The 24,460-nt window shown below is 70.8% G+C and carries 26 protein-coding genes and 2 tRNA genes; 17 read left to right on the top strand and 11 right to left on the bottom strand.

The window, feature by feature from the left end:
• Positions 1 to 89: 89 nt before the first annotated feature.
• The 4 genes from ABWI04_RS04025 to ABWI04_RS04010 form a co-directional block, all read right to left on the bottom strand.
• Positions 90 to 1,295, bottom strand: a complete 1,206-nt coding sequence (locus ABWI04_RS04025; RefSeq protein ID WP_353831441.1) for a phospholipase D-like domain-containing protein — start codon at positions 1,293 to 1,295, stop codon at positions 90 to 92.
• A gap of 284 nt (positions 1,296 to 1,579) precedes the next feature.
• Positions 1,580 to 1,969, bottom strand: a complete 390-nt coding sequence (locus ABWI04_RS04020; RefSeq protein WP_353831440.1) for a site-specific integrase — start codon at positions 1,967 to 1,969, stop codon at positions 1,580 to 1,582.
• Between the two features lie 808 nt (positions 1,970 to 2,777).
• A complete protein-coding gene (locus tag ABWI04_RS04015; protein ID WP_353831439.1) occupies positions 2,778 to 4,079 on the bottom strand; it encodes a tetratricopeptide repeat protein in 1,302 nt (433 codons plus the stop codon).
• Positions 4,080 to 4,496: 417 nt separating this feature from the next.
• The gene (locus tag ABWI04_RS04010) at positions 4,497 to 4,775 is read right to left on the bottom strand and encodes a hypothetical protein (protein ID WP_353831438.1); all 279 of its coding nucleotides are present in this window, start codon (positions 4,773 to 4,775) and stop codon (positions 4,497 to 4,499) included.
• A 218-nt stretch (positions 4,776 to 4,993) separates the two neighbouring features.
• On the opposite strand from ABWI04_RS04010, the gene ABWI04_RS04005 reads away from it, so the two are divergent.
• From ABWI04_RS04005 to ABWI04_RS03995, 3 genes are all read left to right on the top strand, one after another.
• Positions 4,994 to 5,791, top strand: coding sequence for a GNAT family N-acetyltransferase (locus ABWI04_RS04005; protein WP_353831437.1), 798 nt, complete (start codon positions 4,994 to 4,996; stop codon positions 5,789 to 5,791).
• 464 nt (positions 5,792 to 6,255) lie between these two features.
• The gene (locus ABWI04_RS04000; protein ID WP_353831436.1) at positions 6,256 to 6,840 is read left to right on the top strand and encodes a hypothetical protein; all 585 of its coding nucleotides are present in this window, start codon (positions 6,256 to 6,258) and stop codon (positions 6,838 to 6,840) included.
• 354 nt (positions 6,841 to 7,194) lie between these two features.
• A complete protein-coding gene (locus ABWI04_RS03995; protein ID WP_345178380.1) occupies positions 7,195 to 7,353 on the top strand; it encodes a twin-arginine translocation signal domain-containing protein in 159 nt (52 codons plus the stop codon).
• Between the two features lie 107 nt (positions 7,354 to 7,460).
• Here ABWI04_RS03995 and ABWI04_RS03990 read toward each other — a convergent pair whose 3' ends face one another.
• From ABWI04_RS03990 to ABWI04_RS03975, 4 genes are read right to left on the bottom strand one after another with little or no spacing between them, the layout of a single operon-like run.
• Entirely contained in the window at positions 7,461 to 8,069 is a 609-nt protein-coding gene (locus ABWI04_RS03990) for a cadmium resistance transporter (protein ID WP_353831435.1), read from the bottom strand.
• A gap of 55 nt (positions 8,070 to 8,124) precedes the next feature.
• On the bottom strand, positions 8,125 to 8,289 hold the full coding sequence (locus tag ABWI04_RS03985; protein ID WP_160160924.1) for a hypothetical protein: 165 nt from the start codon (positions 8,287 to 8,289) through the stop codon (positions 8,125 to 8,127).
• Positions 8,290 to 8,292: 3 nt separating this feature from the next.
• Positions 8,293 to 9,687: a glycosyltransferase family 2 protein gene (locus tag ABWI04_RS03980; RefSeq protein WP_353831434.1), complete on the bottom strand. Its 1,395-nt coding sequence runs from the start codon at positions 9,685 to 9,687 to the stop codon at positions 8,293 to 8,295.
• Between the two features lies 1 nt (position 9,688).
• Positions 9,689 to 10,336 (bottom strand): class F sortase, encoded by a 648-nt coding sequence (locus ABWI04_RS03975; RefSeq protein ID WP_353831433.1) that lies wholly within the window; start codon positions 10,334 to 10,336, stop codon positions 9,689 to 9,691.
• A 563-nt stretch (positions 10,337 to 10,899) separates the two neighbouring features.
• Between ABWI04_RS03975 and ABWI04_RS03970 the strand changes: the two genes are divergently transcribed.
• Positions 10,900 to 11,628: a PP2C family serine/threonine-protein phosphatase gene (locus ABWI04_RS03970; RefSeq protein ID WP_345178388.1), complete on the top strand. Its 729-nt coding sequence runs from the start codon at positions 10,900 to 10,902 to the stop codon at positions 11,626 to 11,628.
• A gap of 63 nt (positions 11,629 to 11,691) precedes the next feature.
• On the opposite strand, the gene ABWI04_RS03965 is transcribed toward ABWI04_RS03970, so the two are convergent.
• Positions 11,692 to 12,723 (bottom strand): hypothetical protein, encoded by a 1,032-nt coding sequence (locus ABWI04_RS03965; protein ID WP_345178389.1) that lies wholly within the window; start codon positions 12,721 to 12,723, stop codon positions 11,692 to 11,694.
• A 79-nt stretch (positions 12,724 to 12,802) separates the two neighbouring features.
• On the opposite strand from ABWI04_RS03965, the gene ABWI04_RS03960 reads away from it, so the two are divergent.
• The 4 genes from ABWI04_RS03960 to rpmG all read left to right on the top strand — a co-directional run bounded on the left by ABWI04_RS03960 (position 12,803) and on the right by rpmG (position 14,732).
• Positions 12,803 to 13,930 (top strand): acyl-CoA dehydrogenase family protein, encoded by a 1,128-nt coding sequence (locus ABWI04_RS03960; RefSeq protein ID WP_353831432.1) that lies wholly within the window; start codon positions 12,803 to 12,805, stop codon positions 13,928 to 13,930.
• A gap of 80 nt (positions 13,931 to 14,010) precedes the next feature.
• Positions 14,011 to 14,083: transfer RNA gene (locus ABWI04_RS03955), tRNA-Thr, on the top strand.
• Between the two features lie 292 nt (positions 14,084 to 14,375).
• Positions 14,376 to 14,449 (top strand) — tRNA-Met (locus tag ABWI04_RS03950).
• A 118-nt stretch (positions 14,450 to 14,567) separates the two neighbouring features.
• Positions 14,568 to 14,732 carry a 50S ribosomal protein L33 gene (gene rpmG / locus ABWI04_RS03945; RefSeq protein ID WP_067466611.1) on the top strand — a complete coding sequence of 55 codons (165 nt, stop codon included), beginning with the start codon at positions 14,568 to 14,570 and terminating at the stop codon, positions 14,730 to 14,732.
• Between the two features lie 287 nt (positions 14,733 to 15,019).
• Here the strand turns inward: rpmG and ABWI04_RS03940 are convergent, their stop codons facing one another.
• On the bottom strand, positions 15,020 to 15,598 hold the full coding sequence (locus ABWI04_RS03940; RefSeq protein WP_353831431.1) for an NUDIX hydrolase: 579 nt from the start codon (positions 15,596 to 15,598) through the stop codon (positions 15,020 to 15,022).
• A gap of 305 nt (positions 15,599 to 15,903) precedes the next feature.
• On the opposite strand from ABWI04_RS03940, the gene ABWI04_RS03935 reads away from it, so the two are divergent.
• The 6 genes from ABWI04_RS03935 (at position 15,904) to ABWI04_RS03910 (ending at position 20,588) form a co-directional block, all read left to right on the top strand.
• A complete protein-coding gene (locus ABWI04_RS03935) occupies positions 15,904 to 16,608 on the top strand; it encodes an LOG family protein (protein WP_353831430.1) in 705 nt (234 codons plus the stop codon).
• A gap of 367 nt (positions 16,609 to 16,975) precedes the next feature.
• Positions 16,976 to 17,413 (top strand): MaoC family dehydratase N-terminal domain-containing protein, encoded by a 438-nt coding sequence (locus ABWI04_RS03930; RefSeq protein ID WP_353831429.1) that lies wholly within the window; start codon positions 16,976 to 16,978, stop codon positions 17,411 to 17,413.
• On the top strand, positions 17,413 to 17,838 hold the full coding sequence (locus ABWI04_RS03925; protein ID WP_345178409.1) for a MaoC/PaaZ C-terminal domain-containing protein: 426 nt from the start codon (positions 17,413 to 17,415) through the stop codon (positions 17,836 to 17,838). The genes ABWI04_RS03930 and ABWI04_RS03925 overlap by 1 nt, the downstream gene beginning before the upstream one ends.
• Positions 17,839 to 17,942: 104 nt before the next feature.
• Positions 17,943 to 19,010: a UDP-N-acetylmuramate dehydrogenase gene (locus ABWI04_RS03920; protein WP_345178411.1), complete on the top strand. Its 1,068-nt coding sequence runs from the start codon at positions 17,943 to 17,945 to the stop codon at positions 19,008 to 19,010.
• 217 nt (positions 19,011 to 19,227) lie between these two features.
• Positions 19,228 to 19,809: a TMEM165/GDT1 family protein gene (locus ABWI04_RS03915; RefSeq protein ID WP_353831428.1), complete on the top strand. Its 582-nt coding sequence runs from the start codon at positions 19,228 to 19,230 to the stop codon at positions 19,807 to 19,809.
• Between the two features lie 80 nt (positions 19,810 to 19,889).
• Entirely contained in the window at positions 19,890 to 20,588 is a 699-nt protein-coding gene (locus tag ABWI04_RS03910) for a GntR family transcriptional regulator (RefSeq protein WP_353831427.1), read from the top strand.
• Between the two features lie 36 nt (positions 20,589 to 20,624).
• On the opposite strand, the gene ABWI04_RS03905 is transcribed toward ABWI04_RS03910, so the two are convergent.
• Entirely contained in the window at positions 20,625 to 21,686 is a 1,062-nt protein-coding gene (locus ABWI04_RS03905; protein WP_353831484.1) for an adenosine deaminase, read from the bottom strand.
• 268 nt (positions 21,687 to 21,954) lie between these two features.
• Between ABWI04_RS03905 and ABWI04_RS03900 the strand changes: the two genes are divergently transcribed.
• The 3 genes from ABWI04_RS03900 to ABWI04_RS03890 all read left to right on the top strand — a co-directional run bounded on the left by ABWI04_RS03900 (position 21,955) and on the right by ABWI04_RS03890 (position 24,306).
• Positions 21,955 to 22,905: a hypothetical protein gene (locus tag ABWI04_RS03900; protein ID WP_353831426.1), complete on the top strand. Its 951-nt coding sequence runs from the start codon at positions 21,955 to 21,957 to the stop codon at positions 22,903 to 22,905.
• A gap of 135 nt (positions 22,906 to 23,040) precedes the next feature.
• Complete coding sequence (locus ABWI04_RS03895; protein ID WP_345178421.1) at positions 23,041 to 23,550, top strand: SigE family RNA polymerase sigma factor; 510 nt, start codon at positions 23,041 to 23,043, stop codon at positions 23,548 to 23,550.
• A 3-nt stretch (positions 23,551 to 23,553) separates the two neighbouring features.
• A complete protein-coding gene (locus tag ABWI04_RS03890; protein ID WP_353831425.1) occupies positions 23,554 to 24,306 on the top strand; it encodes a hypothetical protein in 753 nt (250 codons plus the stop codon).
• Positions 24,307 to 24,460: the final 154 nt, after the last annotated feature.

The raw sequence follows: 24,460 nt of genomic DNA, 5'->3' as shown, positions 1-24,460 counted from the left end.
TCAGGGGCCGTTCTCGTTGGTTCCCGGTAGCTCCCCGCTCCTACCGGCCATTGCCGGGTGTTCACGGAACACGGCCGTCCGAGCGTCCTCTAGTCGACGTCCTCGACCGCGTTGTCGCCCGGGCCCGTGTGAGGAGGCACCTTCGGCTTCCACTGCGAGCAGTAGGTGTGGAGCGAGTCGAAACGCCCGGTGTAGGCCGCGTACAGCGTGGCGTTCCGCACGCGGAGGATGTTCTCGTCCTGCTGGCGCAGTGCCTGGACGGTGAGGTTGTGGCTGCCCACGTACAGGCCGGACGACGTGCCCTTACTGATCTGCATGAACTTCTCGTGCATCCACGAGATGTTGTTCACCGGCCCGCAGTACCTGACGCCGCCCTCGATGTAGGAGCTGTACGCGAGCTTGTTGACCGCCGCGTAGATCAGCTCCGCCCCACCGTCCTCATAGGCGATGTCCCCGGTGAGCACTCGGACCGTACAGCCGCGCTTCCCAGCATCGATGAGCGCGTTGGCCACCGCCATCCGGACGACCCTGACGTTCGCCACGTTGATGACGTCGTCGCTGGCACTGCGCGAGCACCTCGCCGCCTTCACGTCCGCCACGACCGGATCGTTGGACGCACTCGTGCGCGCTTTCCCGGCGGCCTCCCTCCGAGGGAACGTGTAGACCTGATACTTCCCGCCGGGCGGCTTGTACACGTGACTCGATCCGTAGTTGTCGAGCCGCCCCGACCTGTTCGCGAGACGGTACATGTCGTCGAAATATCTGCTGTAGAACCTGTACAGCCCGGCGTCCCGCACCGTGATGGCACTTTCGTACGAGGTCCACTCGTGCAGATTGGCGGACGCCACGTAAACGACGTTCCGCGCGACGCCTCCCCCCTTCTTCGCGACCTTGTCGATCGTCATGAACTTGTTGTGCATCCGCGAGTAGTTGTCGCCGACCTTCCGGTTGGCGGCGCATCCGCGAGTGGATATGTAGCGCCCGCTCTGCTTCGGGAACCCGCCGGCGCTGTCCGTGACCCGCCGCCCGCACGTCCGCACCGCATCGGGCGAGTCGGCGAACGCCGCCGTCAGCTCCCGGTACTGCGGCATGCCGATCTCGCTGCCGTTGATGACGACCCTGACCTTGACGCCCCGCCCCTTCGCCCTGCTGAGAGAGGTCACGATCTTGTTCTGGCTGAAGTAGTACAGCGGGAGCCGGATCGTCGCCCCGCTCGGCGCGGCGTCGATGAGGGCCTTGGCGTGATCGGAGATCACCGTGTTGTCGTCCTCGGTGAACTTCACATAGTCGTCCACCTGATCGAGAGCGATGGGAATCGCCTCATTCGGCGGATCGGCGTGCACCGGACCGGCCGGGAGCGCGGCACTCGCGAAAGCGAGCGCACCGAGAGCGACGGGCACCTTGAGGGGGAGCTTGCTGGACATCTTCAGCCTTCCGGTAGGGATCCGAGCCTCGCTGTTGGATGCCTTCTGACCGATGTCACATCCGCTGTCTTGCCGATGAGGCTAAAAACCCTCCGAACCCTCAACTAGGGCCCTAGGACCCTAGACCGCACAGCGGGGACCCCAACCCGAACACCTCACGCCCAAACACCAGCGCTGCCACTGAGCCATCTGGCACAGACGGCCGGAACGCCCCCGCGCAGCTCGCCGGTGTCGATGACCTCGCCGGTCCCCTCCGGTCGTCCTAGCGGGCATCGCACTCCTAGCTGGTCGCCGTCCTTGAGCGCGTCCTCGATACGGCCGTTCCACATGTGCTCGTGGCCGTTGATGCACCCGGCGTAGACCCGTAGCAGGACGTCGACGCCGTGGCCGGCGCGGCGGGCGACCTCGAGCGCCGGGACGTCGGCGTTCAGGGCGAGCGTGACGTCGCTATGGCGGAGGTCGTAGGGCCGTCTGGCCAGGGGAGAGGCCACCTGTGTGGGCGTGAGCGCCATGCCGCGGGCGAGCTGCCAGACGCGCCCGTACACGCTCTCTGAAAGCGACCCACCACGCCCACCAGAGAACAGCCGCAATTCGCCGCTTGGCGTCGTCCTCCTGCCCGGTCATGGACTTGGCGTACACCCGCAGCAGGACGGCGTCGCTGCGCCCGGCCGACTCGGCCCCCTGAGCCGACGGCACCCCGGCCCCACGCCATGTGGACACGGCGGCGTGTCGCCGGGCGTATGGCGTCTCGGCTTGGCGATCACGCGCAGGTCTAGCGTCGCGCCACGCGAGGGCAGGTCCAGTTGACCAGGGGCAGCGGGTTGATCGGCAGAATGCGCCGCTGGCAGGCGTGCTCCATGGCGTTGTTAAACGTCGCCCGCTTCCTGGTCGCCCTGCTGCCGGTGGCGCGTGGCCCGTCTTGCTTGCTGCTGAGTCGGTTGAGCGCCTGGCGTGCGATCTGCGGGTTTTGCCGCTCCGGCGCCAGTTGCCGTAGGTCGAGCGTGTTCCATTCCGGCCAGTGCAGCGCGGGGAGTAGATGCTCAGGCGGTGCGCCCCCGTTCTGGTGAAGTCCGCTGTACGCCTAGCCCGGCGGGGCCTCACGAAGGAGCGTCCCCGCCGGGGCACCCTTGGACGGGTGAGCACCACTTCTGTTGCGTCCGTCAGGGCCTTAGCGATGCCCTGCCGATGGTGGGGCGAGGCCTACGGCCACTTCGCGGTGCGGTAGTGACCGAGAAGGGGGATCAGGCGATCGTGTCCTCGCCGCGCTTCCCCGACACCAGGCGACCGGTCTTGAGGGTGAACGCTTTGCCCTTGCGCGCTGCACTGACCGGAGGGGACCTACCTCGGCAGTGATCAGGCGGCTTTGCCGTGGGCGAGGTAGAGCTTCATGTTGGTGAAGTCGAGGGTGACGTTGTAGGGCTTCCAGAAGCAGTGGGCGAAGTGGCCTATCGCGTCGATCCCTGATCCGTAGGGCCAGCCCACGTTGACCGGCATGTTCGGGTCGGCTTCGCAGTAGATGTCGTTGGCGACGGCGTCGCCGAGGCGGATCTCCTTCGGGTAGCAGGGGTAGGTGGTGGTCGGGTGGCTGTGGGCGAAGGTCTCGATGGGGCGGTCGTAGTCGGTGCGGACCCCCAACTGCTTGGCCACCTCCCCGGGCATGCCCACGGCGATCTCGCCGATTCCGCCGAAGTTGACGCCCATCACCCGCGGGCCGGAGCCGGCGATGCTGCCCGTGCTGCTGAGATCGTGGTCACGGGAGAGCCAGAGCGGCAGGGGCTTGGTGCCCGCCCGTGTGGCCTCGGCGACCGCTTCGGGGGTCGGTCGGCGCAGGATCAGTGAGCGGCCCGCGTAGTCGAAGGTGGTCAGCAGGTGGTAGAAGATCCACGTGCCGATCAGGCCGTCGTTGCCGGTGCTGACATCTCCGCCCGACTCCGTCGACGACCAGCCCACCGGGACGTTGCGCAGTTCGAGGCCGCCCAGGTTGAAGGAGTCCAGCACCCCGTAGTACACCCATATGGGGGTGCCTTCGAAGTCGGTCTTCTCCGCGTACACGGGGCTCAGGCCGGCTTCCTTGGCCGCCGACGCGGTCAGGCTCAGATTCGGCGCGCCGGTGTAGAAACTGAGCTTCTTCGGCGGTCCGCCGTTGACGGAGACCTCTACCAGCGGTTCCGGGTCCATCTGCCTCCATGGCACGCGGCCGATGTCGCCGTGAATCTGGTAGGCCTCGCCGCGGATCGCCGCGAACCATTTGGCGTATCCTTCCTCGCCGCCCGCTCGCCAACGGGGCACGGAGAGGGAGAATTTGTCCTGCCTGATGTAGCAGTCGCCCAGGAGCTGGTTGGTCTCCTTGTCGTCGGGCGCCAGTCTGAGGGCCATCGTGAGGTACTTCTCCGCGTCGGGGAACTTGTTGGCCAGTAGCCCGACGTAGCCGCGCTGGCGTGCAGCGTGCAGGTTCGTTGGGTCCTTCTTCAGGATCTCCTCGTACGCGCGGGCGGCCTCCTCGAACTTCCCAGCCTTGAACAACGCGTCCGCGTCACTGCCGTCGGCGTGCGCCCTAGCCGTCTTGCCGAGCAGCGGTGTGGCCGCGGCGGCACCGGCCACCACAGCCGCGCCCCGCAGAAGCGAACGCCGATCCCAGCTCCCGTCACCAGCCACGCCTTCTCCTCTTCCGTAATCACTTTCCGCCGAGCGCAATGCGCTCGGCGCAGACCGCTGTGGTCCAAGCCCCCACCCAAGACGGAAGAGCGTTGCGGTGGCATATGCGTTTTTCGATACGCCCGCGATACAACCGGTCCCCTTCGCAAATGGATGGAACGCGGTGCTGGAGGGATGAAACGGGTGATCGAAGCTGAAGATGCTCGAACTGCCGGCTGAGACGGCGATTGAGGCTGCACGCCGACAGTCCGCTGACAAAGGAACCCCCGGCACGGCGTGCCGGGGGTCCCGCTTGGCTGGACGGTCCGGCGTGGTCACGCCGGGCCGCCCTTGAGATCAGCGAGCCAAGGCCTGGTCTTGCTGACTCCTTCGTGGAACCTCCGGCTGTGTGTGCCGGTCGCCTGAACTAGGCGGCCGTCACTCGGTGTCGGAAGTCTTGGTGGTGCTGCCGGTGGAGGGGCCGCCCTTGAGGAAGTCCTCCAGGAGGCCGCCCGGCTTCGTGAGCGTGGCGACGGTGTCGGCGAGGGCGAAGAAGACGAGCGCGCGCATCACCGTCGGCATGACGGGACGCAGTTCCCGGGCCAGCTCGCCGCACATCTTCGCGGCCGTCGGGCTCTCGGTGACCAGAGGAGCCAGGGCCGCGAGGACTCGCAGCTTGTCCGCGACCTTCTCGGGGGTCATACCCGAAGCAGTCATGGTAGATCTCCTTTTAACGTGACACCTCGAGACTCTCTCGTGGTGCACTCACGACCGTCCGACCCCGACGGCAACACGCAATGATCATGGCGTCGGCGTCGGTGCGGATCCTCTCCGAACGAGCGGATGCCGCCGTCCGGGCCCGGACGAGGTGGTCTTCTGAGACGCTGCCGATGTCCGAAGAAGTCAGGTGGTTCCCGTTGCTTGGAGGGGCGGACGTGGCGTTGACTTCCGGCTGGTCTGTGGTGGGCGACCCGGCTGAGTTCGGCCCAGGGGAGGAGTTCCTGCTCGCGCGGGCGGCGACCAACCTCCCGCTGCTGATCGCGCTGTCCGCCTTCCGCCGCTCAGGTGGTGGAGGGACTCCGCCGCTGTTCGGATGGTGGACAGATCCTGGGGGGACGGTCGGTGGCGCGTTCGTCCGCCCCTCTTTCGGCCCGTTGCTTCTTGGCGACATGCCGGTGGAGGCCGCGGCTGCGCTGCCGGGGTATCTGGACGGCGCGCCCCACGCGTGGGAGGGCCGCAGTGACCTTGCCGAGGCGTTCGCGTCGGGATGTCCCGGGCGGGTGGTCGGTCCCCGACTGCGGTTGTACCGGCTGGAGGCGCTTCGGCCCTGTTCGGTGCCGGACGGCTTCGCGCGGCCCGCGGCGCCGACGGACCACGATCTGCTGGACCGCTGGTACGAGGCCGTCACCCGGGGCCACGGCACGCTCGGGGCCGTCGCCGGCCGTCTCGCCGCCGGTGACCTGTACGTCTGGGAGACCGGTGGCCGCGTGGTGGCGGTCGCCGGTCACGGGCCCCGGTTCGGCTCGGCGGTGCGCCTCGACCTGATCTACACGACGAACGAGCACCGGGGACGCGGCTACGCGACCGCGCTGGTGGCCGCCGTCACCCGCTCGCTGCTGGCCGCCGGTGCGACCGAGATCGTGCACGTCGCGACCCCGGCGAGTAGCGCCACCTATCAAGGTCTCGGCTATCAGTTGGTCGCCGACTACGTGACGTTCTCCCGCTCCGCCTGAACCTGGGCGTGGCTTCGCCGCCGACTCGATATAGCCGGTGTCTGGGGGCGCCAAGATCTGGCCCCATGTGTTCAAGGGCCAGTGTCGAGACGGAGCGCTGGGGCTCCGCGCGTGGTCGGGACGATCGCCGCGTCCACATGGCGGTCAGGCGGACTGATCGGGAGTGAGGCCCTCGGGGCCCTGGGCGCCACGCGCGCTCGCATGGCTCGCAGAATGCGGGCGGAAGAATCGGCCTGCCAGTCCTCGTCATGGAAATTCCGCGCCGTGGGCCCGCGGGGACGCGGGAAGGCGCGTCATCTCGATGTCCGGTTTCCGCTTCTTCTCTCTGCAATGCACGTTTTGAGTGCCGGGCTTGGGGTCCCCGTCAGCGCCGCGTAGGGCCCTAAGGCCCTAGGGTGCTTTCTTCCTGGATTTCTAAGCTCTCCCCACCGATCGGAAATCGCGTATCGACTCAGGGAGAATTCGTGAAGAGCTCGAAGGCAAAGCAGGCCCGCATCGCCGCGATCGGCACCGGAGCGGCCGCCTTGGTCGCCGTTCCGGCCATCGCGCTGGCCGTCTCGGGGTCCGGCCACTCCAGCACCGCCGGGCAGGTGGCCGCGCAGGACAAGGTCGCCAGGGCGGCGAGCCCGCACTGCGACCCCGGCTGGGCCGTCAAGGTCCAGCGCAAGGTCAACTTCCGCAAGTCGACGGGCGAGACGGAGAAGCTGTACAACGGTTCGAAGCGGTCGGTGAAGCGCACCTACACCCTCAGCCAGCAAGCGAGTACGAAGTGGAACGTCAACGTCGAGGTGTCCGGCTCGTTCAAGGCCTGGTTCTTCGCCGAGGTGAACGTGAAGGCCGGCGGCGGTCTCGAGAAGTCGGAGAGCATCACCACCACGCAGAGCGACGAGACCACGGTCCCGCCGAAGACGACGCTGAGGGTCACCCGCGGTTTCGAGATGCGCCGGGTCTACGGGAACATGTACTACACGTGGAGCAACTGCAAGACCGGGAAGTACAAGAGCTTCGTGCTGACCGCGCCCTACGGCCGCTACACCGCGTTCAAATAGCCGGCAGCTGACGCCGCGGAAGTGACTGCCTTTACGTGAATTGCGGGGTTCACGTAAAGGCAGTCACGCGTTTGTCGGCGCTTTCGTCTGCTCTCCTTCGCATGTGTCTCTCTCACACGGGACGGCCGGCTCGGCCAGTCGCGATCGCGCCTGGGGGCTCTCGGTGTTCAGCGGCCCACCCTCCTGGCTCCGCGGATGCGCGCGATGCCGCTGACTCCGCGCGCTGATCCCGATGCGATGCCGTCGTTCTCACCGAATGCTCTCGGCCGCTTGCGCTAGGGCGTGGTGCCCGGACGGTACGTCCTGCGGGCTCGGTCCCGCAGTCAACTGAAAAACAAGAGAAAAGAGAGAACCATGGGAGACGCCAAGATCACCCGGCGACAGGTCATCGGAGCAGCGGCTGTCGGGGCTGTGCTCGCAGTGACGGGCAAGGACAAGGACGAAGAGAAGAAGAGCCCCCAGCAGGAGGCTCCTCGCTCTGGCGACTCCTCCACGGAGCAGCCGAAGCGCTGATCGCGAAGAATTCAGCCGGGCCCCCTCCACGAGGGGGCCCGGCCCTGCTTTTGCGTCCGGCAGGCTGTGCCTCTTCCGGCTGCGGTTCGTCCCCACGCAGGGGCGGGTCAGAGGCCGAGGGCGTGGCGGAGGTCAGCGGCGGACTGTAGGACGATCAAGGCTCCGATGGTGATGAAGGCGATCGGGACCAGCCATCGGCCGTGCTGGTCCAAGAGATCGATGACCTTCTTGTGCGAGCCCAGCCAGGACGCGGTCAGGCACCACAGGGCCACGCCCGCCGCGAAGACCGCGACGGTGACGAGGGTGGACTCCGGGCCGATGGTGCGGAAGACCGGCGTGTAGGCCGAGATGTTGTCGGCGCCGTTGGCGATCGTCACGCCGGCGATCGGGAGCAGGCCCGAGGCGACCGCGGGAGGGCCGTCGTGGTCTCCGGCGCGGACGGCCGCGACGAGGCCGCGGACGCCGAGGGCCAGAGGGACGAGGCCGAGCAGGCCGATCCATTCGTCCGGGACGATCGTCAGGCCCAGCGCGGCGACCACCGAGACGAGGACCAGGGCGGCGATGCCCGCGTACTGGCCCGCCCAGATCTGCCAGGGCCGCGGGGACCCGGTCGCGCGTCCGGACAGGAAGAGGACGGTCAGGACGATCAGGTCGTCGACGTTCGTCGCAGCGAACATGCCGCACGCGGTCGCGACCGTGCCCGCTATTGAGCCCATCCGCCGGAACCTACCGGAGAGGGGTGAAGGCCGGGGAGGGGCCCGGCCTTCACCGTCAGCCCTTGCGTGCGGGGAGGATGCGCTTCACCGCGAGGCCCGCGGAGACCAGGGTGAAGAGGGCGAGGCCGAGCCAGAGGGCCTGGAGGCCGAGCCAGGGCGACGCGGCGGCGGCGCCGCCGAATCCGGCGGCCACGCCGCCGATCGGGGGGTTGTTGTACATGGATCACCATTTCCTTTCTTTGCGCCAGGCGGCCTGCCAGAACGCACGCGCCTGGACGATCTGGAGGAAGACGTCGAAGACCATCTCGACGACGATGGTGGCGGCGATCGCCATCTGCGCCGGGCCGCGCCGGCGGACGGTCACCACGCGCTCCACCATGAAGATCACCGTGATGCCGGCCCACAGCGGGCTGATCTGGATCCCGCCGAGCCAGATCACCGAGTAGGCGAGCGAGAGCAGGTACGCGGTGATCACGAGGATGCCGACCAGGGAGAGCAGCTGCCGTCCCCAGTAGGGCCGGGTGACGGGCGTCCAGCCGTAGTCGACGAGGTTCTCCAGCGCGCCGCGCTTCCAGCGGAGCCGCTGCTGGGCCAGTTCGCGCCAGGTCGGCATCACCTCGGTGGTGAGCGTGCACTCCTTCGGGCAGAGGATGCGGAACCCGAGGTGGAGGATGGCGAGGGTCAGCTCGTTGTCCTCGGTCAGGACGCGGACGTCGTAGACGTGCGGCAGGCCGGGGAGGCGGCGGTCACGGCGGGCGGCGACCACCTCCTGGAGCGTGGCGGCCCGGAAGATCGTGGCGGTTCCGGTGAGGACGAGGGCCTTGCCTTGGAGGCGCCGGACGTCGCGGGCGTAGCGGGCGTACTCGTTGCGCTGGAACATGCCGACGGCGCCGCCGCCCGGCTTGCCGGTGAAGGTGCCGCCGACGGCGGCGTACCGGCCGGTGGCCAGGTATTCGACGCCGTGCCGGATGAAGCCGGGGTCGAGCGCCGAGTCGGCGTCCATCACCATGATCGCGTCGTCCAGGCCGAAGATCGGCAGCAGCCGGTCGAGGACCTGGTTCAGCGCGCCCGCCTTCTTGTGCTCGTTGCCGCGGGTGCCGACGATCTCGACGCCGCACAGCTGCGCGAACGCGGCGGTGGCGTCGGTGCAGTTGTCGGCGATCACGATGATGTGGTCCGGGGGGCGCTCCTGGCGGCGCAGCGAGGCGATCGTCTCGGTGATCTGCTTCGCCTCGTTGTGCGCCGGGATCAGGACGGTCACGCGCATCGCGTCCGCGCGCACGGGGGCCTGGTCGCGCTTGCCGTCCTTCCCCTTGCGGGACGGCGCGGGGGCGGGCCGCGGCCGGGCGTGGACGGGTGGAGGCGGGGACGGAGCCGGGGGCGAGGGGCGCCGGACCGGCGGAGGCATGAGCGCGGCCGCCATCCGGTCGGGGACGGTGACGGTCGGGGAGAGGGCGCGGTGGGTGCTGGGGCCTCCCCGCGCCAACGGGGACGCCAGGTGTCCCGAACCGGGCGTCCGCCGGACGGGAGACGCCCCGACGTGCGGAGCGGGGCGCGGGAGACGGTGCCGTCCCTGGTGGGGGCGGGGCCCGTCGGGGGCGCCGGAGACGGGGCGCATGTCAGCGGGTCCCTTCGGTGCGCATCAGGTGGCCGAAGGCGATGACGTTGTCCACGTAGTGGCCGGTGGCGCGGTCGAAGCGCCCGCCGCAGGTGATCAGGCGGAGCGCCGCGTAGCCGGGGTCGGAGTAGACGCGGCGGGTGGGGAAGCGGTCCTTGCCGAACCGCTCGACGGAGTCGACCCGGAACACGGCGGTGCGGCCGTCGGCGCGCAGGACGCTGGCCCGGTCGCCGGGGCGCAGTTCTCCCAGCCGGTAGAACACGGCCGGGCCGCGCGCCGAGTCCACGTGCCCGATGATCACGGCAGCGCCCCGGCTGCCGGGCGCGGCCCCGAGGCGGTACCAGCCGGCCTCCTGCGCGCGGCTCGGCGGCGGCGTCTCGACCGTCCGGTCCGGGTTCTTGGCCAGCTTCATCAGCGGTGTGCGCACGCCGATCCGCGGCACTTCGAGGCGGAGCGGAGCGGCGGGCGGCAGCGACGCCGTCGTGGCGGGCTCGGCGGGACGGGACGCGTCGGGCGACGGCATCGGCGGAGCGGCGGTCGCCGGGTCTCCCCGGAAGGCCTGAAAAGCCAGGAACCCGGCCACGAGCAGGGCTGACGCGCCCACGGCGACGGCGGCGAGCACGCGCGCGCGTTGACCACGAGACGTCACTGGGGTCGTGCTCCTCTCGCCGCTCGGGGGGTGGGGGCCGCGGAACGCGGTGGTGGTCGAACGGTAATGAGCCAGAGTTAACGTTTGGGGCGTGAGGACGGTGAAGTCGCAGATGAACGTCCTGTGACAGTTGAGGTGGCTTGTCCCATGAGGGAGTCATTGGTCCTGTCAACCAGGTCGTTCAGGCAGGGACGCTGCGAACCAGAGTGTTGCGCCATGTGGCACTTGACCTGCGGAAATGTCGGTGGGGGCCGGAGTGGGCGGCGAGGGGGCGCCGGTCGGCGACGGCGGGACGGCCGCGACGGTGGATACAAACATCGCTGTCCGAAAGTGGCCCATCTCTCGGCCGAAAATGATCTTCGCAGGTCACAGGGGTCGTCGGCTTGGTCCTCCGGTCGGGGCCGAAACGCGCGGGAGTGGGTGGGCCACGCCCGGCGGCGGCGTTCGCATCCCTAGGGCCACCACATCAGGACCGGCGCGGGAACTCGGGATGAGGGAATTGGTCTAGCGGCTCCCCAAGGGGCGGGCCACCGGGTAGACCTGCATCCGTGCAGGTGAGTTATGTGAGTGTGGCGACGCCGGGACGGGAGAACGAGGACTTCGTGGCGGCCGGCCCCGGCTGGGTGGTGCTGCTGGACGGCGCGACCGCCCCGCAGGGGGTCGACAGCGGCTGCCGGCACGACCCCGCGTGGCTGGTGCGCAGGCTCGGCGGGCATATCGCGGCGCTGCTGGCGCTGGAGGACGGCAAGCCCCTGCCCGACCTCGTCGCCGAGGCGATCAAGGTGACCGCGGAGGCGCACACCGAGACGTGCGACCTGGGCAATCCGGACAGCCCGTCCGCGACCGTGTCGCTGCTGCGCCGTCGCGGCGGGGCCGTGGAGTGGTACGTCCTCGCCGACTCGCCGATCGTGGTGGACGTCGGCGAGATCAGGGTCTTCCGGGACGACCGGGTGGACCATCTGCCGAGCTACACCCTGGAGGGCGTGCGGCGGTCGCGCAACAGCCCCGGGGGGTTCTGGGTGGCGAGCACCAGGCCGGAGGCCGCGTACGAGGGGCTGACCGGCGAGGTGCCGGTCGAGGGGCTGCGGCGGGCGGCGGTGCTGAGCGACGGCGCGTCCAGGCTCGTGGAGCGGTTCGGCCGGATGGAGTGGGGCGACCTGCTCCGCCTCCTCGACGAGGAGGGGCCGCGGGAACTCGTCAGGAGGACCAGGGCCGCGGAGGCGGAGGCGACCGCGGCCCGCGGGAAGCGGTACGACGACGCCACCGCCGTCTTCGTGCGCTTCGACTCCTGACCGCTGCCCCCGCCTAACGCGTCGGAGCCGCTCTGCCGTCAGCGCGTCGGGGCCGCCCTGCTGTCAACGCGTCGGGGCCGCGATGTGCGGCCACCAGGCGTCCAGGTCCTCCGGCAGGTGCATGCCCTCCATGCGGAGGGTGCCGGGCATGAGGGGGAAGCGACGTCCGGCGGGGAACGTGCGCTCGTAGGACGGCGGATCGATCACGACGACGCGGGTGCCGTTCACGACCGGGATGTCGGCCGGGACGCCCTCGTTCCAGATCGGTTCGCCGTGCGCGTCGACGAGGTTCCACGGGCTGGAGATGATCGGGCGCCCGGGCGGGGTGTCGGCGTTGAGGAAGCAGGCGATGATCTCGGGGGCGGGGCGGTCGCCGGTCAGCCCGCCGGGACGTCCGATGAGCGCGCCCGCGAGCAGGACGTGCAGCTGGAAGTTGTCGCCGATCCCGCCGATCGTGACCGTCCACCCCTTGCGGCTCGCGCGGTCGAGGACGAGGAGGCGCTCGCCGTCCAGGACGCGCAGCAGCGCCTGGTAGTGCTCCATCTGCCCGAGGTACTGGGCGGCCTGCCCGGCGGCGAAGGCGCAGAAGTCGCGGTCGGCGATGCCCGCCCGCACCGCGGGCCCCATCTGCAGGACGGTGCAGCCCGCCATCGCGAACTGCGGCAGCGCGAACCACGACATCATCGCGGTCACGGCGCCGTCCCCGAGGTGCGGCGCGACGGTGTCGAAGACCTGCTGGGAGGGCTGCTCCTCCTGCATGTCCGGCGGCGGCTTGCCGCCGGCGGCCTGGTCCCACGCGTTCGCGAACGCCAGCGCGGCGGCGGTGACCTCGGAGATGCGGTGGACGAGCGGCGCCCCGACGGGGTCGGGGTCGGCGCCGTTCTCGACCCAGGCGCCGGAGACGATGGCGAGCCACCCGCCGAGGTTCGGGGGCGCCTCGGCGATGCCCTCGGCGAGGCGGGGCATCGCGGCGGTCATCTCGGCGGGGGAGGCCGTCTGGAACACCTGCATGAGCTGCGGGAGGAGGTCGCCGAAGGAGCGGTCCTCGACCACCGCGGCCCGGACGATCTGATCGACGAGAGGCTGGAGCGACATAAACGATCACCTTGGCATATCGGGTGCGCCGGGCCGGAATCCGCCCACCATCTTGGAATCTGATTCTAGAATAGGGCGCATGGAGCCCCAGGATTTCGCCGACGTGCTCAAGGCCGTCCGCAGCTTCGTCCGCGACCAGGTCGTCCCGTGCGAGGAGGAGATCGAGGAGACCGACGCGATCCCGGAGCGGCTCCGGCGCACGTCCCGCGACATGGGCCTGTTCGGGTACGCGCTGCCCGAGGAGTACGGCGGGCTCGGCCTCTCGCTCGGTGAGGAGGTGCGGCTGGTCTTCGAGCTCGGCTACGCCAGCCCCGCGTTCCGCTCCATGTTCGGCACCAGCAACGGCATCGCCGGGCAGGTCCTGGTGAACGCCGGGACGGCGGCGCAGAAGGAGGCCTGGCTGCCGAGGCTCGCGTCCGGAGAGGTCGTCGGGGCGTTCGCGCTGACCGAGGCCGAGGCGGGGTCCGACCCGAGCGCGCTGACCACGACCGCGGTCCGGGACGGCGACGACTACGTCATCGACGGCGCCAAGCGGTTCATCACCAACGCGCCCGAGGCCGACGTCTTCATGGTCTTCGCCCGGACGGGCGGCCCCGGCTCCCGCGGCATCTCCACCTTCCTCGTCGAGAAGGGCGCGGGCGGCCTGCGCGTCGGCCCGTCCGACGAGAAGATGGGCCAGCGCGGCGCCCACACGGCCGAGGTCTTCTTCGACGGCGTGCGCGTCCCCGCCGACGCCATGGTCGGGACGGAGGGGACGGGCTTCCGCACCGCGATGGCGTCACTCGCCCATGGCCGGGTCAGCATCGCCGCCGTCTGCGTGGGGCTCGCCCAGAGGATCCTCGACGAGACCGTCGCGTACGCGAAGGAGCGCAGCCAGGGCGGCAAGGCGATCGGCGAGTATCAGCTCATCCAAGGGCTCATCGCCGACTCCCAGACCGAGCTGTACGCCGGACGCTCGATGGTCCTGGAGGCGGCCCGCGCCTACGACGCCGGCGAGGACACCAAGCTCGGCCCGTCCTGCGCCAAGTACTACTGCTCGGAGATGGTCGGACGGGTCGCCGACCGTGCCGTCCAGGTCTACGGGGGCATGGGCTACATGCGCGGCGTCGCCGTCGAGCGCTTCTACCGCGACGTCCGGCTCTTCCGCATCTACGAGGGGACGAGCCAGATCCAGCAGCTCGTCATCGCCCGGAACCTGCTGCGCTGACCAGCGCGGACACCGGCGCGGGAATCCGGTTCGCACCACGCGCCCGGACCCTGTATGGTTTCACTGCGCGAACGACGCAGGCCCCTTTAGCTCAGTCGGCAGAGCGTCTCCATGGTAAGGAGAAGGTCTACGGTTCGATTCCGTAAAGGGGCTCACGGCAAACCGGCCGCCATCCGCATTCCGGAGGGCGGCCTTCGTCGTACCGGGGAGCGGCCGTCGCCGCCCCCGCGGCGCCGAGCGCCCTGATTCGCTCCATACCTGTGCCTGTGGTACCGTCCCACCGGTTCCAGCAGGACGTTTCGCAGCTCACCGGCGCACCCGGTATTCTGGAGACGGTCCCGCGGAGCCCGCGGAACCGGTTCCCCGATCATCGTCCGGGTTCTCGTGTTCCCAGGGCTCGGTGAGCATCCGGTATCCTGGCAATCCGGTCCACACCGACCATCTCGGCGGGGTAGCTCAGTCAGGCAGAGCAAGCGGCTCATAATCGCTGTGTCGCCGGTTCAAGTCCGGCCCTCGCTACTACCCAGGTCTCTCACCCCCCGACGGGGGTGAGCAGGCTGGGTCGAATCGCCGGCCGTCCCCCGGGGACGGCCGAGGTCCGAAAGTCCATGTCCCTAGCTCAGAAAGGCACTCCATCGTGGCTGCCACCGACGTCCGGCCGAAGATCACGCTGGCCTGCCAGGAGTGCAAGCACCGCAACTACATCACGCGGAAGAACCGGCGCAACGACCCGGACCGCCTGGAGATCAAGAAGTACTGCCCGAACTGCCGGACGCACCGTCCGCACAAGGAGACCCGCTAACCGAGGTCCCGGACGGAGAAGTACTGCCCTGCCGCAGGGCCAGGACCCACCGTCCGCATCGGGACACCCGCCGGCCAAGGACCCACGGTCCATGCCCGGGAGACCCGGCCACGGTGCGAGTCCGCCCCGCAGCGCAGACTTCTTCGCACGCTTGCCACTGACACGCATCAGCCCGTTCTCGCAGTCCGCGAGGGCGGGCTGAACGTCGTTCCGGGCGCCGTCCGTCCGGAACGCAGGTCCCGGGGACCGGCCGGCAGCGTGGCTGCCGACCGGTCCCCGGGCGGGTTTCACGGACGGTTGCTCGTGTCGTTGAGCATCGCGTCTTCGATCTCCTGCAGTTCCGCCTCCGGCATCTCGATCATGCCGGCCAGGACGAACCACAGGACCCACGAGAACGTGAGGCCGGGACTCTGGTCCCACTCCCCGTGGGTGATCTCGCCCCTGGCGTAGCGCAGGGTGCGCTCCGCCAGTTCCTGCAGCTGGGCCTCGGAGACCCACCGCAGGTTCCGGAACGACTTCCTGTCGAGGCGGAGTGCCTTCACGTCGGCCACCGTGGCGCGGTACAGCTGCCACTTGTGGCCGAGACCGAACGGGCCGTCCCCCCGCTTGCAGGGGTTGGCACGCCACTTCGGCTCCGGGAACAGCGGGTTCAGCGACGTGACGGTCAGACCCGTCTCTTCGTTGACCTCCCCGTGGGCCGCTTGGTCGAAGCCGTCGAAGTCGTCCTCGACATGCCCGCCAACGCCGGACGCGCCCCGGCCGTCGGAGATGTCGCCGATCAGGACGCCCAGGACCGGATCGGTGATGATGACGCCGACGGAATGACCGTCACACCTTTTAGGGTGCGTATTTCGGGCAGCACTCATGGCTGCTTCACTCCCTTTTGTTCTTGTTTGTCGGATATCTGGCGCGGCACGATGCCGCAGGTTGGACAGTCCAGGCGCGAAGGCTCCCCGCAATGGGCGCAGAGCGCCTGGTGGACGGCCCTGTCATCGCGGTGCGCAGACCGGTCAGAACGGTGCGCACACGGGTCATCGCCCGTCGTGAACTCGTCCGCCAAGGGAGGTTGCGGCTCGTCCGGACCAGCGGACGATCAACATCGCATCCCGAAATCCGGGGTGCCCTTGCGTCCGTCTCGGACGGCGTAAGGCGGGTTCAACGGAGAACCAACATGACAGAACCGATCTGTTCCTCCGGTCCGGGGGAGCGAGACATACAGCTGCCCGCCTCGCAGGCGGCCGAGCCGGCACTGGTCGAGCCCAGCTCGATGCTGGGCCGGCGCGCGGAGGCCGAGTTCGCCGAGGGCTTCCGGGTCCTCGACCGCATCGGCCTGCCGACGGTCGCCGTGTTCGGCAGCGCCCGCACCGCACCCGGCACGGACGAGTACGAGCTCGGCGTCGGCATCGGCGCCGCGCTGGCCGCAGCCGGCTTCGCGGTGATCACGGGCGGTGGCCCCGGCGCGATGGAGGCCGCCAACAAGGGCGCGTTCCAGAACGGCGGGGTGTCGATCGGGGTGGGCATCGAGCTCCCCCACGAGCAGCACCTCAACCCGTACCTCACCGTCGGGATCGAGTGCCGGTACTTCTTCACCCGCAAGGTGAAGTTCGTGAAGTACTCGGACGCGATCGTGGTGCTGCCGGGCGGCAACGGCAGCCTCGACGAGCTGTTCGAGGCGCTGACCCTCGTTCAGACCAAGAAGATCCCCCCGCGGCCGATCGTGCTGGTCGGCGAGAAGTACTGGGGGGGCCTGGACGCCTGGATCCGGGGGACGATGCTGCCCAGCGGCAAGATCTCCCCGGGGGACCCCGACCTCTACACCATCGTCGACACGGTGGACGAGGTCATGGCCCTCATGCCCGGGCACACCGTCTCCTAGGGGGCGGCGTGAAGTAAGGGTCCCGCTCCCTGGGCGGGATCCCTGAGCGTCAGTGGACTCCCGGTCGGACAGCGTTCTCGCTGCCCGACCGGGAGTTTCATGTATGCGCCGAGACTTTCGCCCAGTGTCCGATTCCCGCCGTCCGCCGCTCCTCCAGAAGGCCGCTCATTCCCCAGGCCGTCCAGGCCGTCACGAACTCTCCGTTCTGGCACTGAGACCCGCGCGGACGGTGTGAATGCCGTTCTGTTACCGTCCGTCCGGAGAGGCGGAACCAGCGCGCTCAGAAGGCGCCCGGACGCCCCGGCCGGCGGAGCGGTGCGGCCGGCGAGTCCGCGGGGCCCTGGTCCATCTGGAGGGAACGGACTGCATGGCACTCAACCGTGATTTCATCGGGCGGAGCTTCCCGCCCAGCGAGCCCTACGAGGTCAGCCGGGTGAAGATCCGCGAGTTCGCGGACGCGATCGGCGACCGCAACCCCGTCTACCGCGACCGCGAGGCGGCCAAGGCGGCCGGGTACCCCGACGTCATCGCGCCGCCCACCTTCCCGATCGTGGTCTCCCTCGGCAACCCCGGGCTCGCCGACCCCGACCTCGGCCTCAACTACGCGATGGTCGTGCACGGCGAGCAGCGCTTCGAGTACACGCGCCCGCTGCGCGCCGGGGACGTCATCACCTGCACCTCGACGATCATCGAGATCAGGTCGATCGGCAACAACGAGAAGATGGTCGTGGAGACCGAGATCGCGACCGTCGAGGGCGAGCCGGTCTGCAAGTCCTACAACACGATCGTGGAGCGGGGTGCCTGATGACCGCCAAGGTGAACTACGCCGACGTCGAGGTCGGCACCGAGATCCCCAAGCAGACCTACGCCGTCGACCGCGCCAACCTCGTCATGTACGCGGGCGCGTCCGGCGACTTCAACCCGATCCACTGGCGCGAGGGCGTCGCCAAGGCCGTCGGCCTGCCGGACGTGATCGCGCACGGCATGTACACGATGGCGCAGGGCGGCCGGTTCGTCACCGACTGGGCCGGCGACCCGGGCGCCGTCGTGGACTACGGGGTACGGTTCTCCTCTCCAGTCGTGGTCCCGGACGAGGGCGGCGCGACGCTGGAGATCAGCGGCAAGGTGGAGGAGAAGCTCGACGACAACAAGGTCGTCGTGGCGCTCACCGCCAGGTCCAACGACCAGAAGGTCCTCACACGCGCCAAGGCGGTCGTCAGGCTCGCCTGAGCGCGGCGGCACACCGGCCGGGATCGTCCCGGCCGGTGCGCGCGTCGAGGGGACGAGGGCGGGCCGGCCCGGCGGCGCGGGGCACGGCAGGAGGGGGAGACGACGTGGCGGTGTTCGCCGAAGACGTGAACCTGGCCGGATACACCACGCTGCGGCTGGGCGGTCCCGCGCGGCGCTTCGTCGAGGCGACGACCGAGGCGGAGCTGGTCGCGGCCGTCCGCAAGGCCGACGACGAGGGCGAACCGGTCCTGGTGCTCGGCGGCGGCAGCAACCTCGTGGTGTCCGACGACGGGTTCCCCGGCACCGTCGTGCGCGTCGGGACCCGCGGCACCGAGCGCGTCGCCGCCGAGGGCGGCAGGGTGCTGCTGCGCGTCCAGGCCGGCGAGGACTGGGACCCGTTCGTCGCCCGCTGCGTCGCCGACGGCCTCGCCGGAGTCGAGTGCCTGTCCGGGATCCCCGGCCGCGTCGGCGCGACGCCGATCCAGAACGTCGGCGCCTACGGGCAGGACGTCAGCGAGACGATCGTGGAGGTCCGCGCCTACGACCGGGAGGCCCGCGACTGCGTCGCCCTCGACCGCGACGCCTGCCGGTTCACCTACCGGCACAGCGCCTTCAAGGGAAACGACCGGTATGTCGTCCTGGACGTCACGTACGCCCTGGAGGAGGCCGAGGAGTCGCAGCCCATCGCCTACGCCGAGCTGGCGCGCAGGCTGGGCGTCCGGCCGGGGGACCGGGTCGCGCTGAAGGAGGCCCGCGACGCCGTCCTCGAACTGCGGCGCGGCAAGGGCATGGTCCTGGACGCGGCCGACCCCGACACCCGCAGCGCCGGGTCCTTCTTCACCAACCCGATCCTCGACCCGGACCGGCTCGCCGAGCTCGAACGCCGCGTCGCCGAGCGCCTCGGCCCGGACGCGACGTTCCCGCGCTACCCGGAGGCCGACGGCCGGGTGAAGACGTCCGCGGCCTGGCTCATCGACCGCGCCGGGTTCGCCAAGGGCCACGCGCGCGGCCCGGCCCGCATCTCCACCAAGCACACCCTCGCCCTCACCAACCCGGGCGGCGCCACCACCGCCGACCTGCTCGCGCTGGCCCGCGAGGTCCGCGACGGCGTCCGGGACGCGTTCGGAGTCGAGCTGGTGAACGAGCCCGTCATGGTGGGCGCGACCCTCTGACCCGGGGCCCGCCCGAGGCTCCTTGGTAGGGTGGACGGCGTCGAGGGGGAGTAGTCCCAATCGCGTGGTCGACATGCTGGCGCCGCCGACGGCGCCCGGTCACGCGGGCCCGGTCACATCGCGGCGGACGAGACCTTCGGCCTGGCAGTCATGCCGGGCCGAGGTCGTGCGCGCGAGCCCCCGCCCTTCGCCCGGCAGCACGAGCGAAAGGGACCAGGTGACCGCCTTCCTCATCAGTCTGGCCGTGATCTTCGTGGCCGAGCTGGGCGACAAGAGCCAGCTCATGGCCATGACGTTCGCCACCCGCTTCCGCGCCCTCCCGGTGCTGATCGGAATCACGGCCGCGACCGCGATCGTCCACCTGGCCAGCGTCGCCCTCGGCGCGGCCCTCGGCGCCGCGCTCCCCACCGGCCCGATCTCGATCATCGCGGGCATCGCGTTCCTCGGCTTCGCGCTGTGGACGCTGCGCGGCGACGAGCTGGACGACGCCGAGCGCGACAAGGCGCGCATGGCCACCGGGTCGGCGATCCTCGCCGTCGGCGGGGCGTTCTTCCTCGCCGAGCTCGGCGACAAGACGATGCTCGCCACCGTCACCCTCGCCGCCGACCACGGCGGCCTCGCCGGGCTGACCGGCGTCTGGCTCGGCTCGACCGTCGGCATGGTCGCCGCCGACGCGCTCGCCATCGTCGTCGGCCAGATGCTCGGCCGCAGGCTGCCCGAGCGCGTCATCAAGTACGGCGCCGCGGCGGGGTTCGCCATCTTCGGCGTCCTGCTGCTGATCGAGGGCATCACCGCGTGACCCGGCGGGAACACTCCCTCCAGGGCCCGTGAGCGGTAGCGAGGCTCCACCGCGGAAGGGCCCGGACGGGAGTTACCACCGTGGCCCTACCCGCCTCCCTTCCGCCGCGGCAGGCGCTCGGCACGCGGCTCCAGCTGAGCGACGAGGCCGCCGCCCGCATCCGCGAACTGATCATGGACGGGCGCATCCGGCCCGGCGACCACCTGCGGCTGGAACGGCTGGCCCTGGAGTTCGGCATCAGCGTCACGCCCGTCAGGGAGGCGCTGAAGTCGCTGCGCAGCGAGGGCTTCGTCGTCCTGGAGCCGCGGCGCGGGTTCGTCGTCGCGCCGCTGTCGGAGCGGGACGTCCAAGATCTTTTCTGGGTGCAGGCCGGCATCGCCGCCGAGCTGACCGTGCGCGCCGCGCCCCGGATCGGCCCCGCCGCCCTGGAGCGCCTGGACGGCCTCCAGCGCGCCCTGGCGCGCGACAAGGCCGCGCACCGCCCCGACCTCATGGAGGAGCGCAACCACCGCTTCCACCGCGAGATCAACCTGGCCGCCGACTCGCCGAAGCTCGCCTGGTCGCTCGGCACGGCCGCCCGGTACGTGCCGCGCGGCCTGTACGGGCGCCTCGCCGGCTGGCCGGACGTCGCCGTCCGCGACCACGGGCGGATCCTCGCGGCGCTCCGGGACGGCGACGCCCGCGCGGCCGGCGAGGAGATGCGCGCCCACATCGTCCGGGCCGGGGAGCTGCTGGCAGGCCACCTCGAACGCCGGGGCCTGTGGCGCCCGTCCACATGATCGCCGCGGCCCGCCGCGCGGCCGCCCGCGCGGTCGTCAGCGCGGCCGGTCGCCGAGCCAGGCGTCGACGCCCGCCAGCAGCCGGCGCCGCACGTCGTCCGGCGCCGCCGAGGCCCGGATCGACTGCCGGGCCAGCTCCGCCAGCTCGGCGTCGGTGAACGCGTGCGCGGTGCGGGCCAGCTCGTACTGGCGCGCCAGCCGCGACCCGAACAGCAGCGGGTCGTCGGCGCCGAGCGCGATCGACGCGCCCGCCTCGAACAGCCGCCGCAGCGGGACGTCCGACGCCGTCGCCGCCACGCCGAGACCCACGTTCGACGCCGGGCAGACCTCCAGCGTGACCCCGCGGTCCACGATGCGCTCCAGGAGCCGCGGGTCCTCGACGGCGCGGACCCCGTGCCCGATCCGGTCGGCCTCCAGCGTCTCCAGGCACTCGCGGACGCTCGCCGGGCCGAGCAGCTCGCCGCCGTGCGGGTCCGACAGCAGCCCGCCGCGCTTGGCGATCCTGAACGCGCCCTCGAAGTCGTAGGCGCGGCCCCGCCGCTCGTCGTTGGACAGGCCGAACCCGACGACGCCCCTGCCGGTGTAGCGCACGGCGAGGCGCGCGAGGGTCTTGGCGTCCAGCGGGTGCCGGGTCCGGTTCGCCGCGATCACCACGCCGATACCGACGCCGGTCGCCTCCGACGCCTGGCGCGCGGCGTCCAGCACCAGCTCCACGGTCGGGGTCAGGCCGCCGAAGCGCCCGGCGTACCCGCTCGGGTCGACCTGGATCTCCAGCCAGCCCGACCCCTCGGCGGCCTCGTCCTCGGCCGTCTCGCGCAGCAGCCGGCGCAGGTCGTCCGGCGTCTGCAGGACGGAGCGGGCGATGTCGTACAGGCGCTGGAACCGGAACCAGCCGCGCTCGTCGGTCGCGTGCAGCCGGGGCGGCCAGTCCTCGACGAGGGCGTCGGGCAGGTGGACGCCGTGCAGGCCGGCGAGCTCCACGAGCGTGGAGTGCCGCATCGACCCGGTGAAGTGAAGGTGCAGGTGCGCCTTGGGGAGCAGGGCCACGTCCGGGCGGGCGGGACCGCGCGCGGGCGCGGGCTTCCGGGGGTCCGGCATGGGACGGTGCTCGGCCGGACGGGCTGAAACGGTACGGGCCTCCATGAGCCAATGTTGCCGGATCATCGTCCTCCTCGAACGCCCGCCCCCACAGGATCACTCCACCGGACTACCTCGCATGACACCCGGCGGCCATCGCGCCCCATGGGCATCCCCGAAAAAACTTTGGAATCCCGTGCAACCCCCCACCGGCACCGTGCGTATACGAGGGGCGCCAGAGAGAGACAGGCACCCCCGAAGCACCACCTTGCCTCCGAAGGGATTCACGATGATCACGCTGAAGGCCGCCTTGATCGCAGCGTCCGCCGTCGGGACCGTGGCCGTGGGCGGCGGCGCGACGTGGGCCATGACCGGCTCCCACCACGAGGCCGGCCTCCAGTCGAGCAGCGCCAAGGCCCCCGCCGTGGAGCGCAAGCTCCAGGACGCCGCCCCCAAGACCGCCCCGACCTGCCTCCCGGCGAACCTCCCGGCCAAGCCCGGACTGCCCAAGGTCCCGGCCGACGGGGCGAAGAAGCAGGTCGAGCAGCACCTCAAGCAGAACCCGGCCACCCAGCACCTGCCGGAGGGGCAGCTGCCGAAGACCGGCGTCCCCGGCAAGGACCTGCCGGAGGTCGGCATCCCGAACACCGAGCTCCCCGGCGCGAAGCTCCCGGACGGCAAGACCCTCCCCGCCAAGCCCGGCGTCCCGGCGAACCTGCCCACCTGCGCGCCGTCCACCGGCGACCTGCCCGGCGGCGCCCCGGCGGCCAAGCCGAACGCGCGCGTGCCCGGCGCCCCCGCCAAGCCCGCGCTGCCGGCGCTGCCCAAGCTCGACTGCAGCACGCTGAAGCCCGCCGTGAAGGTCGGCGGCCCCGTCGAGAAGACCGTCATGACCGCCAAGGGCCTGCGCTACGTGTCGGCCGTCCCCGGCTCCGCCGACCTGCGCAAGGCGCAGATCTGCGCCGTCACGCAGAAGTGGACCGGCAAGGCCGGCCAGTGGCTCACCGTCGAGACGATCAAGACGCGCGCCGGCATGACCCAGGAGCAGCTGCGCCAGGCGCTTGGCCTGCCGCAGGGCGGCACCCCGCTGACCATCGCCGGCCTGGCCGCCTGGCAGAGCCCGAACGGCAGCGGCGTGCTGCTGTTCGACCCGAACGGGACCTCGCTGTTCGTCAACGGCAGCCCCGTCCTGGCCGGCGGGACGAAGGACCTGGCCGCCGCCCTGCACAAGGCGGGCTGACACCCCGTAACGACCCAGGGCGAAACCAGTAACACCAGTAACACAACACAGGCGTGGGCGGGCGGCCCTGGCGCGGAGGCCGCCCGTCCCCGACGGGACAAACTGCCGGAACCGCTCTAGCCGGGACGGAGCACTGTGGGGCGTCGAGACGACGAGTCGTTCGTGGAGTTCGTGGCGGCACGCGGCGATGCCCTGCTGCGCACCGCGGCACTGATGTGCGGGGCCCGGCAGGACGCCGAGGACATCCTGCAGACCGCGCTGGAGAAGGCCTACCGCCACTGGGGGCGGCTGGAGGCGGGAAGCGATCCCGAGCCGTACGTCCGCCGGATCCTGGTCAACCTGGTGATCAGCCGCTCCCGGCGGTGGAAGGTGCTCCGGGAGATCCAGATGGCGAGGCTCCCGGAGACGCCGGCCGACTCGCCGAACCATTCCGTCGAGCTGAGGGGGACCCTCATGGACGAGCTGCGCAAGCTCGGCCCGCGGCAGCGCGCGGTCCTGGTCCTGCGCTTCTGGGAGGACCTTTCGGAGGCGGAGACGGCCCAGGCTCTCGGCTGCTCGGTCGGAACGGTGAAGAGCCAGGCGTCCCGGGGGCTCGCCAGGCTCCGGGAACGCCTCGACACGAACCTGGCCCCACTGGGGAGATGAGCGATGGATCTGGAGAGTGAACTGCGGAAGGCCATGGCCGAGCAGGTGGCCGGGGCGACCGCGTCACAGTCGCTCGTCACCGACGTCAAGCGCCGCCACCGCCGCCGCAAGGCCCGGCTCCACGCGGCCGCCGGCGTCGCGGCCGCGTCGGTCGCGGCCCTGGCCCTCGTGCCCACCTATCAGTCGTTCCGGGCCACACCGGTCGGAGACACCGAGACGACCCGTCCCAGCGACACCGTCTCGCCCCTCCGGCTGCCGGAGCGACCTCCCGTCCCGGGCCTCCCCGGGTCCCCGTCCCCCAAGGGGAGTCCCGAGGCGGGAGCCTCCCGCAGGCCGGAGCCGCGCGGCTCGTCCGGAGACGGGCGGACCCCGGCCACGCCGGGCCCGGACGGCGTCACCGGCGTGCTGCCGGAATGGATCACGTATCTGCCCGACGGCCTGGCCGCCGTCGGCCCCTGCGAGGTCACCGGCGACGCCGACCGCAGGACCACGACCTGCGCGTGGCGCGGCGAGGGCGGCTGGGTGGAGGTCGCGCTCGTGAAGGGCGGTGGGCTGACCGGCCCGAAGGACCTGATGCGGGTGCCGGGCATCCCCGGCCGCACGTCCGTGCACGGCATGCCCGCGCTGACCGGCGACCGCCCCGACTCCTCGCGGCAGATCTCCTGGCTGGCGCGGCGCGGGGTCGGCGTCACCGTGACCGCCTCCGGCTCGGCCAAGGACCGGCTCATGCGCATCGCCGAGGGCGTGCGCCCCTGAACCCCGTTCCGGCGGGGCGTCCCACGGCGGAGAGGGGCCGTGCGCGGGACGTCCCGCCGGACTTCCCGGGACGGGAACCGGCGGAACCCGTCCCATACGAAACCGGCCCCGGGAAATGTGCACCCGGGGCCGGTTTCGTGTGCGCGGGTCCGCG

It is taken from the genome of Actinomadura sp. NPDC000929 (genome assembly GCF_040492065.1).
GTDB classification, from domain to species: Bacteria; Actinomycetota; Actinomycetes; order Streptosporangiales; family Streptosporangiaceae; genus Spirillospora; species Spirillospora verrucosospora.
The sequence above is the reverse complement of the archived record's forward strand: the minus strand, read 5'-3'. Positions and strand labels throughout refer to the sequence as shown.

What these genes read in the sequence shown, in the direction of transcription:
- ABWI04_RS04010 (WP_353831438.1), bottom strand. Translation starts at nt 4,775, where the DNA reads ATGACTGCTTCGGGTATGACCCCCGAGAAGGTCGCGGACAAGCTGCGA.
- ABWI04_RS03995 (WP_345178380.1), top strand. Translation starts at nt 7,195, where the DNA reads ATGGGAGACGCCAAGATCACCCGGCGACAGGTCATCGGAGCAGCGGCT.
- ABWI04_RS03990 (WP_353831435.1), bottom strand. Translation starts at nt 8,069, where the DNA reads ATGGGCTCAATAGCGGGCACGGTCGCGACCGCGTGCGGCATGTTCGCT.
- ABWI04_RS03985 (WP_160160924.1), bottom strand. Translation starts at nt 8,289, where the DNA reads ATGTACAACAACCCCCCGATCGGCGGCGTGGCCGCCGGATTCGGCGGC.
- ABWI04_RS03980 (WP_353831434.1), bottom strand. Translation starts at nt 9,687, where the DNA reads ATGCGCCCCGTCTCCGGCGCCCCCGACGGGCCCCGCCCCCACCAGGGA.
- ABWI04_RS03965 (WP_345178389.1), bottom strand. Translation starts at nt 12,723, where the DNA reads ATGTCGCTCCAGCCTCTCGTCGATCAGATCGTCCGGGCCGCGGTGGTC.
- ABWI04_RS03960 (WP_353831432.1), top strand. Translation starts at nt 12,803, where the DNA reads ATGGAGCCCCAGGATTTCGCCGACGTGCTCAAGGCCGTCCGCAGCTTC.
- ABWI04_RS03940 (WP_353831431.1), bottom strand. Translation starts at nt 15,598, where the DNA reads ATGAGTGCTGCCCGAAATACGCACCCTAAAAGGTGTGACGGTCATTCC.
- ABWI04_RS03935 (WP_353831430.1), top strand. Translation starts at nt 15,904, where the DNA reads ATGACAGAACCGATCTGTTCCTCCGGTCCGGGGGAGCGAGACATACAG.
- ABWI04_RS03930 (WP_353831429.1), top strand. Translation starts at nt 16,976, where the DNA reads ATGGCACTCAACCGTGATTTCATCGGGCGGAGCTTCCCGCCCAGCGAG.
- ABWI04_RS03925 (WP_345178409.1), top strand. Translation starts at nt 17,413, where the DNA reads ATGACCGCCAAGGTGAACTACGCCGACGTCGAGGTCGGCACCGAGATC.
- ABWI04_RS03905 (WP_353831484.1), bottom strand. Translation starts at nt 21,686, where the DNA reads ATGCCGGACCCCCGGAAGCCCGCGCCCGCGCGCGGTCCCGCCCGCCCG.
- ABWI04_RS03900 (WP_353831426.1), top strand. Translation starts at nt 21,955, where the DNA reads ATGATCACGCTGAAGGCCGCCTTGATCGCAGCGTCCGCCGTCGGGACC.
- ABWI04_RS03890 (WP_353831425.1), top strand. Translation starts at nt 23,554, where the DNA reads ATGGATCTGGAGAGTGAACTGCGGAAGGCCATGGCCGAGCAGGTGGCC.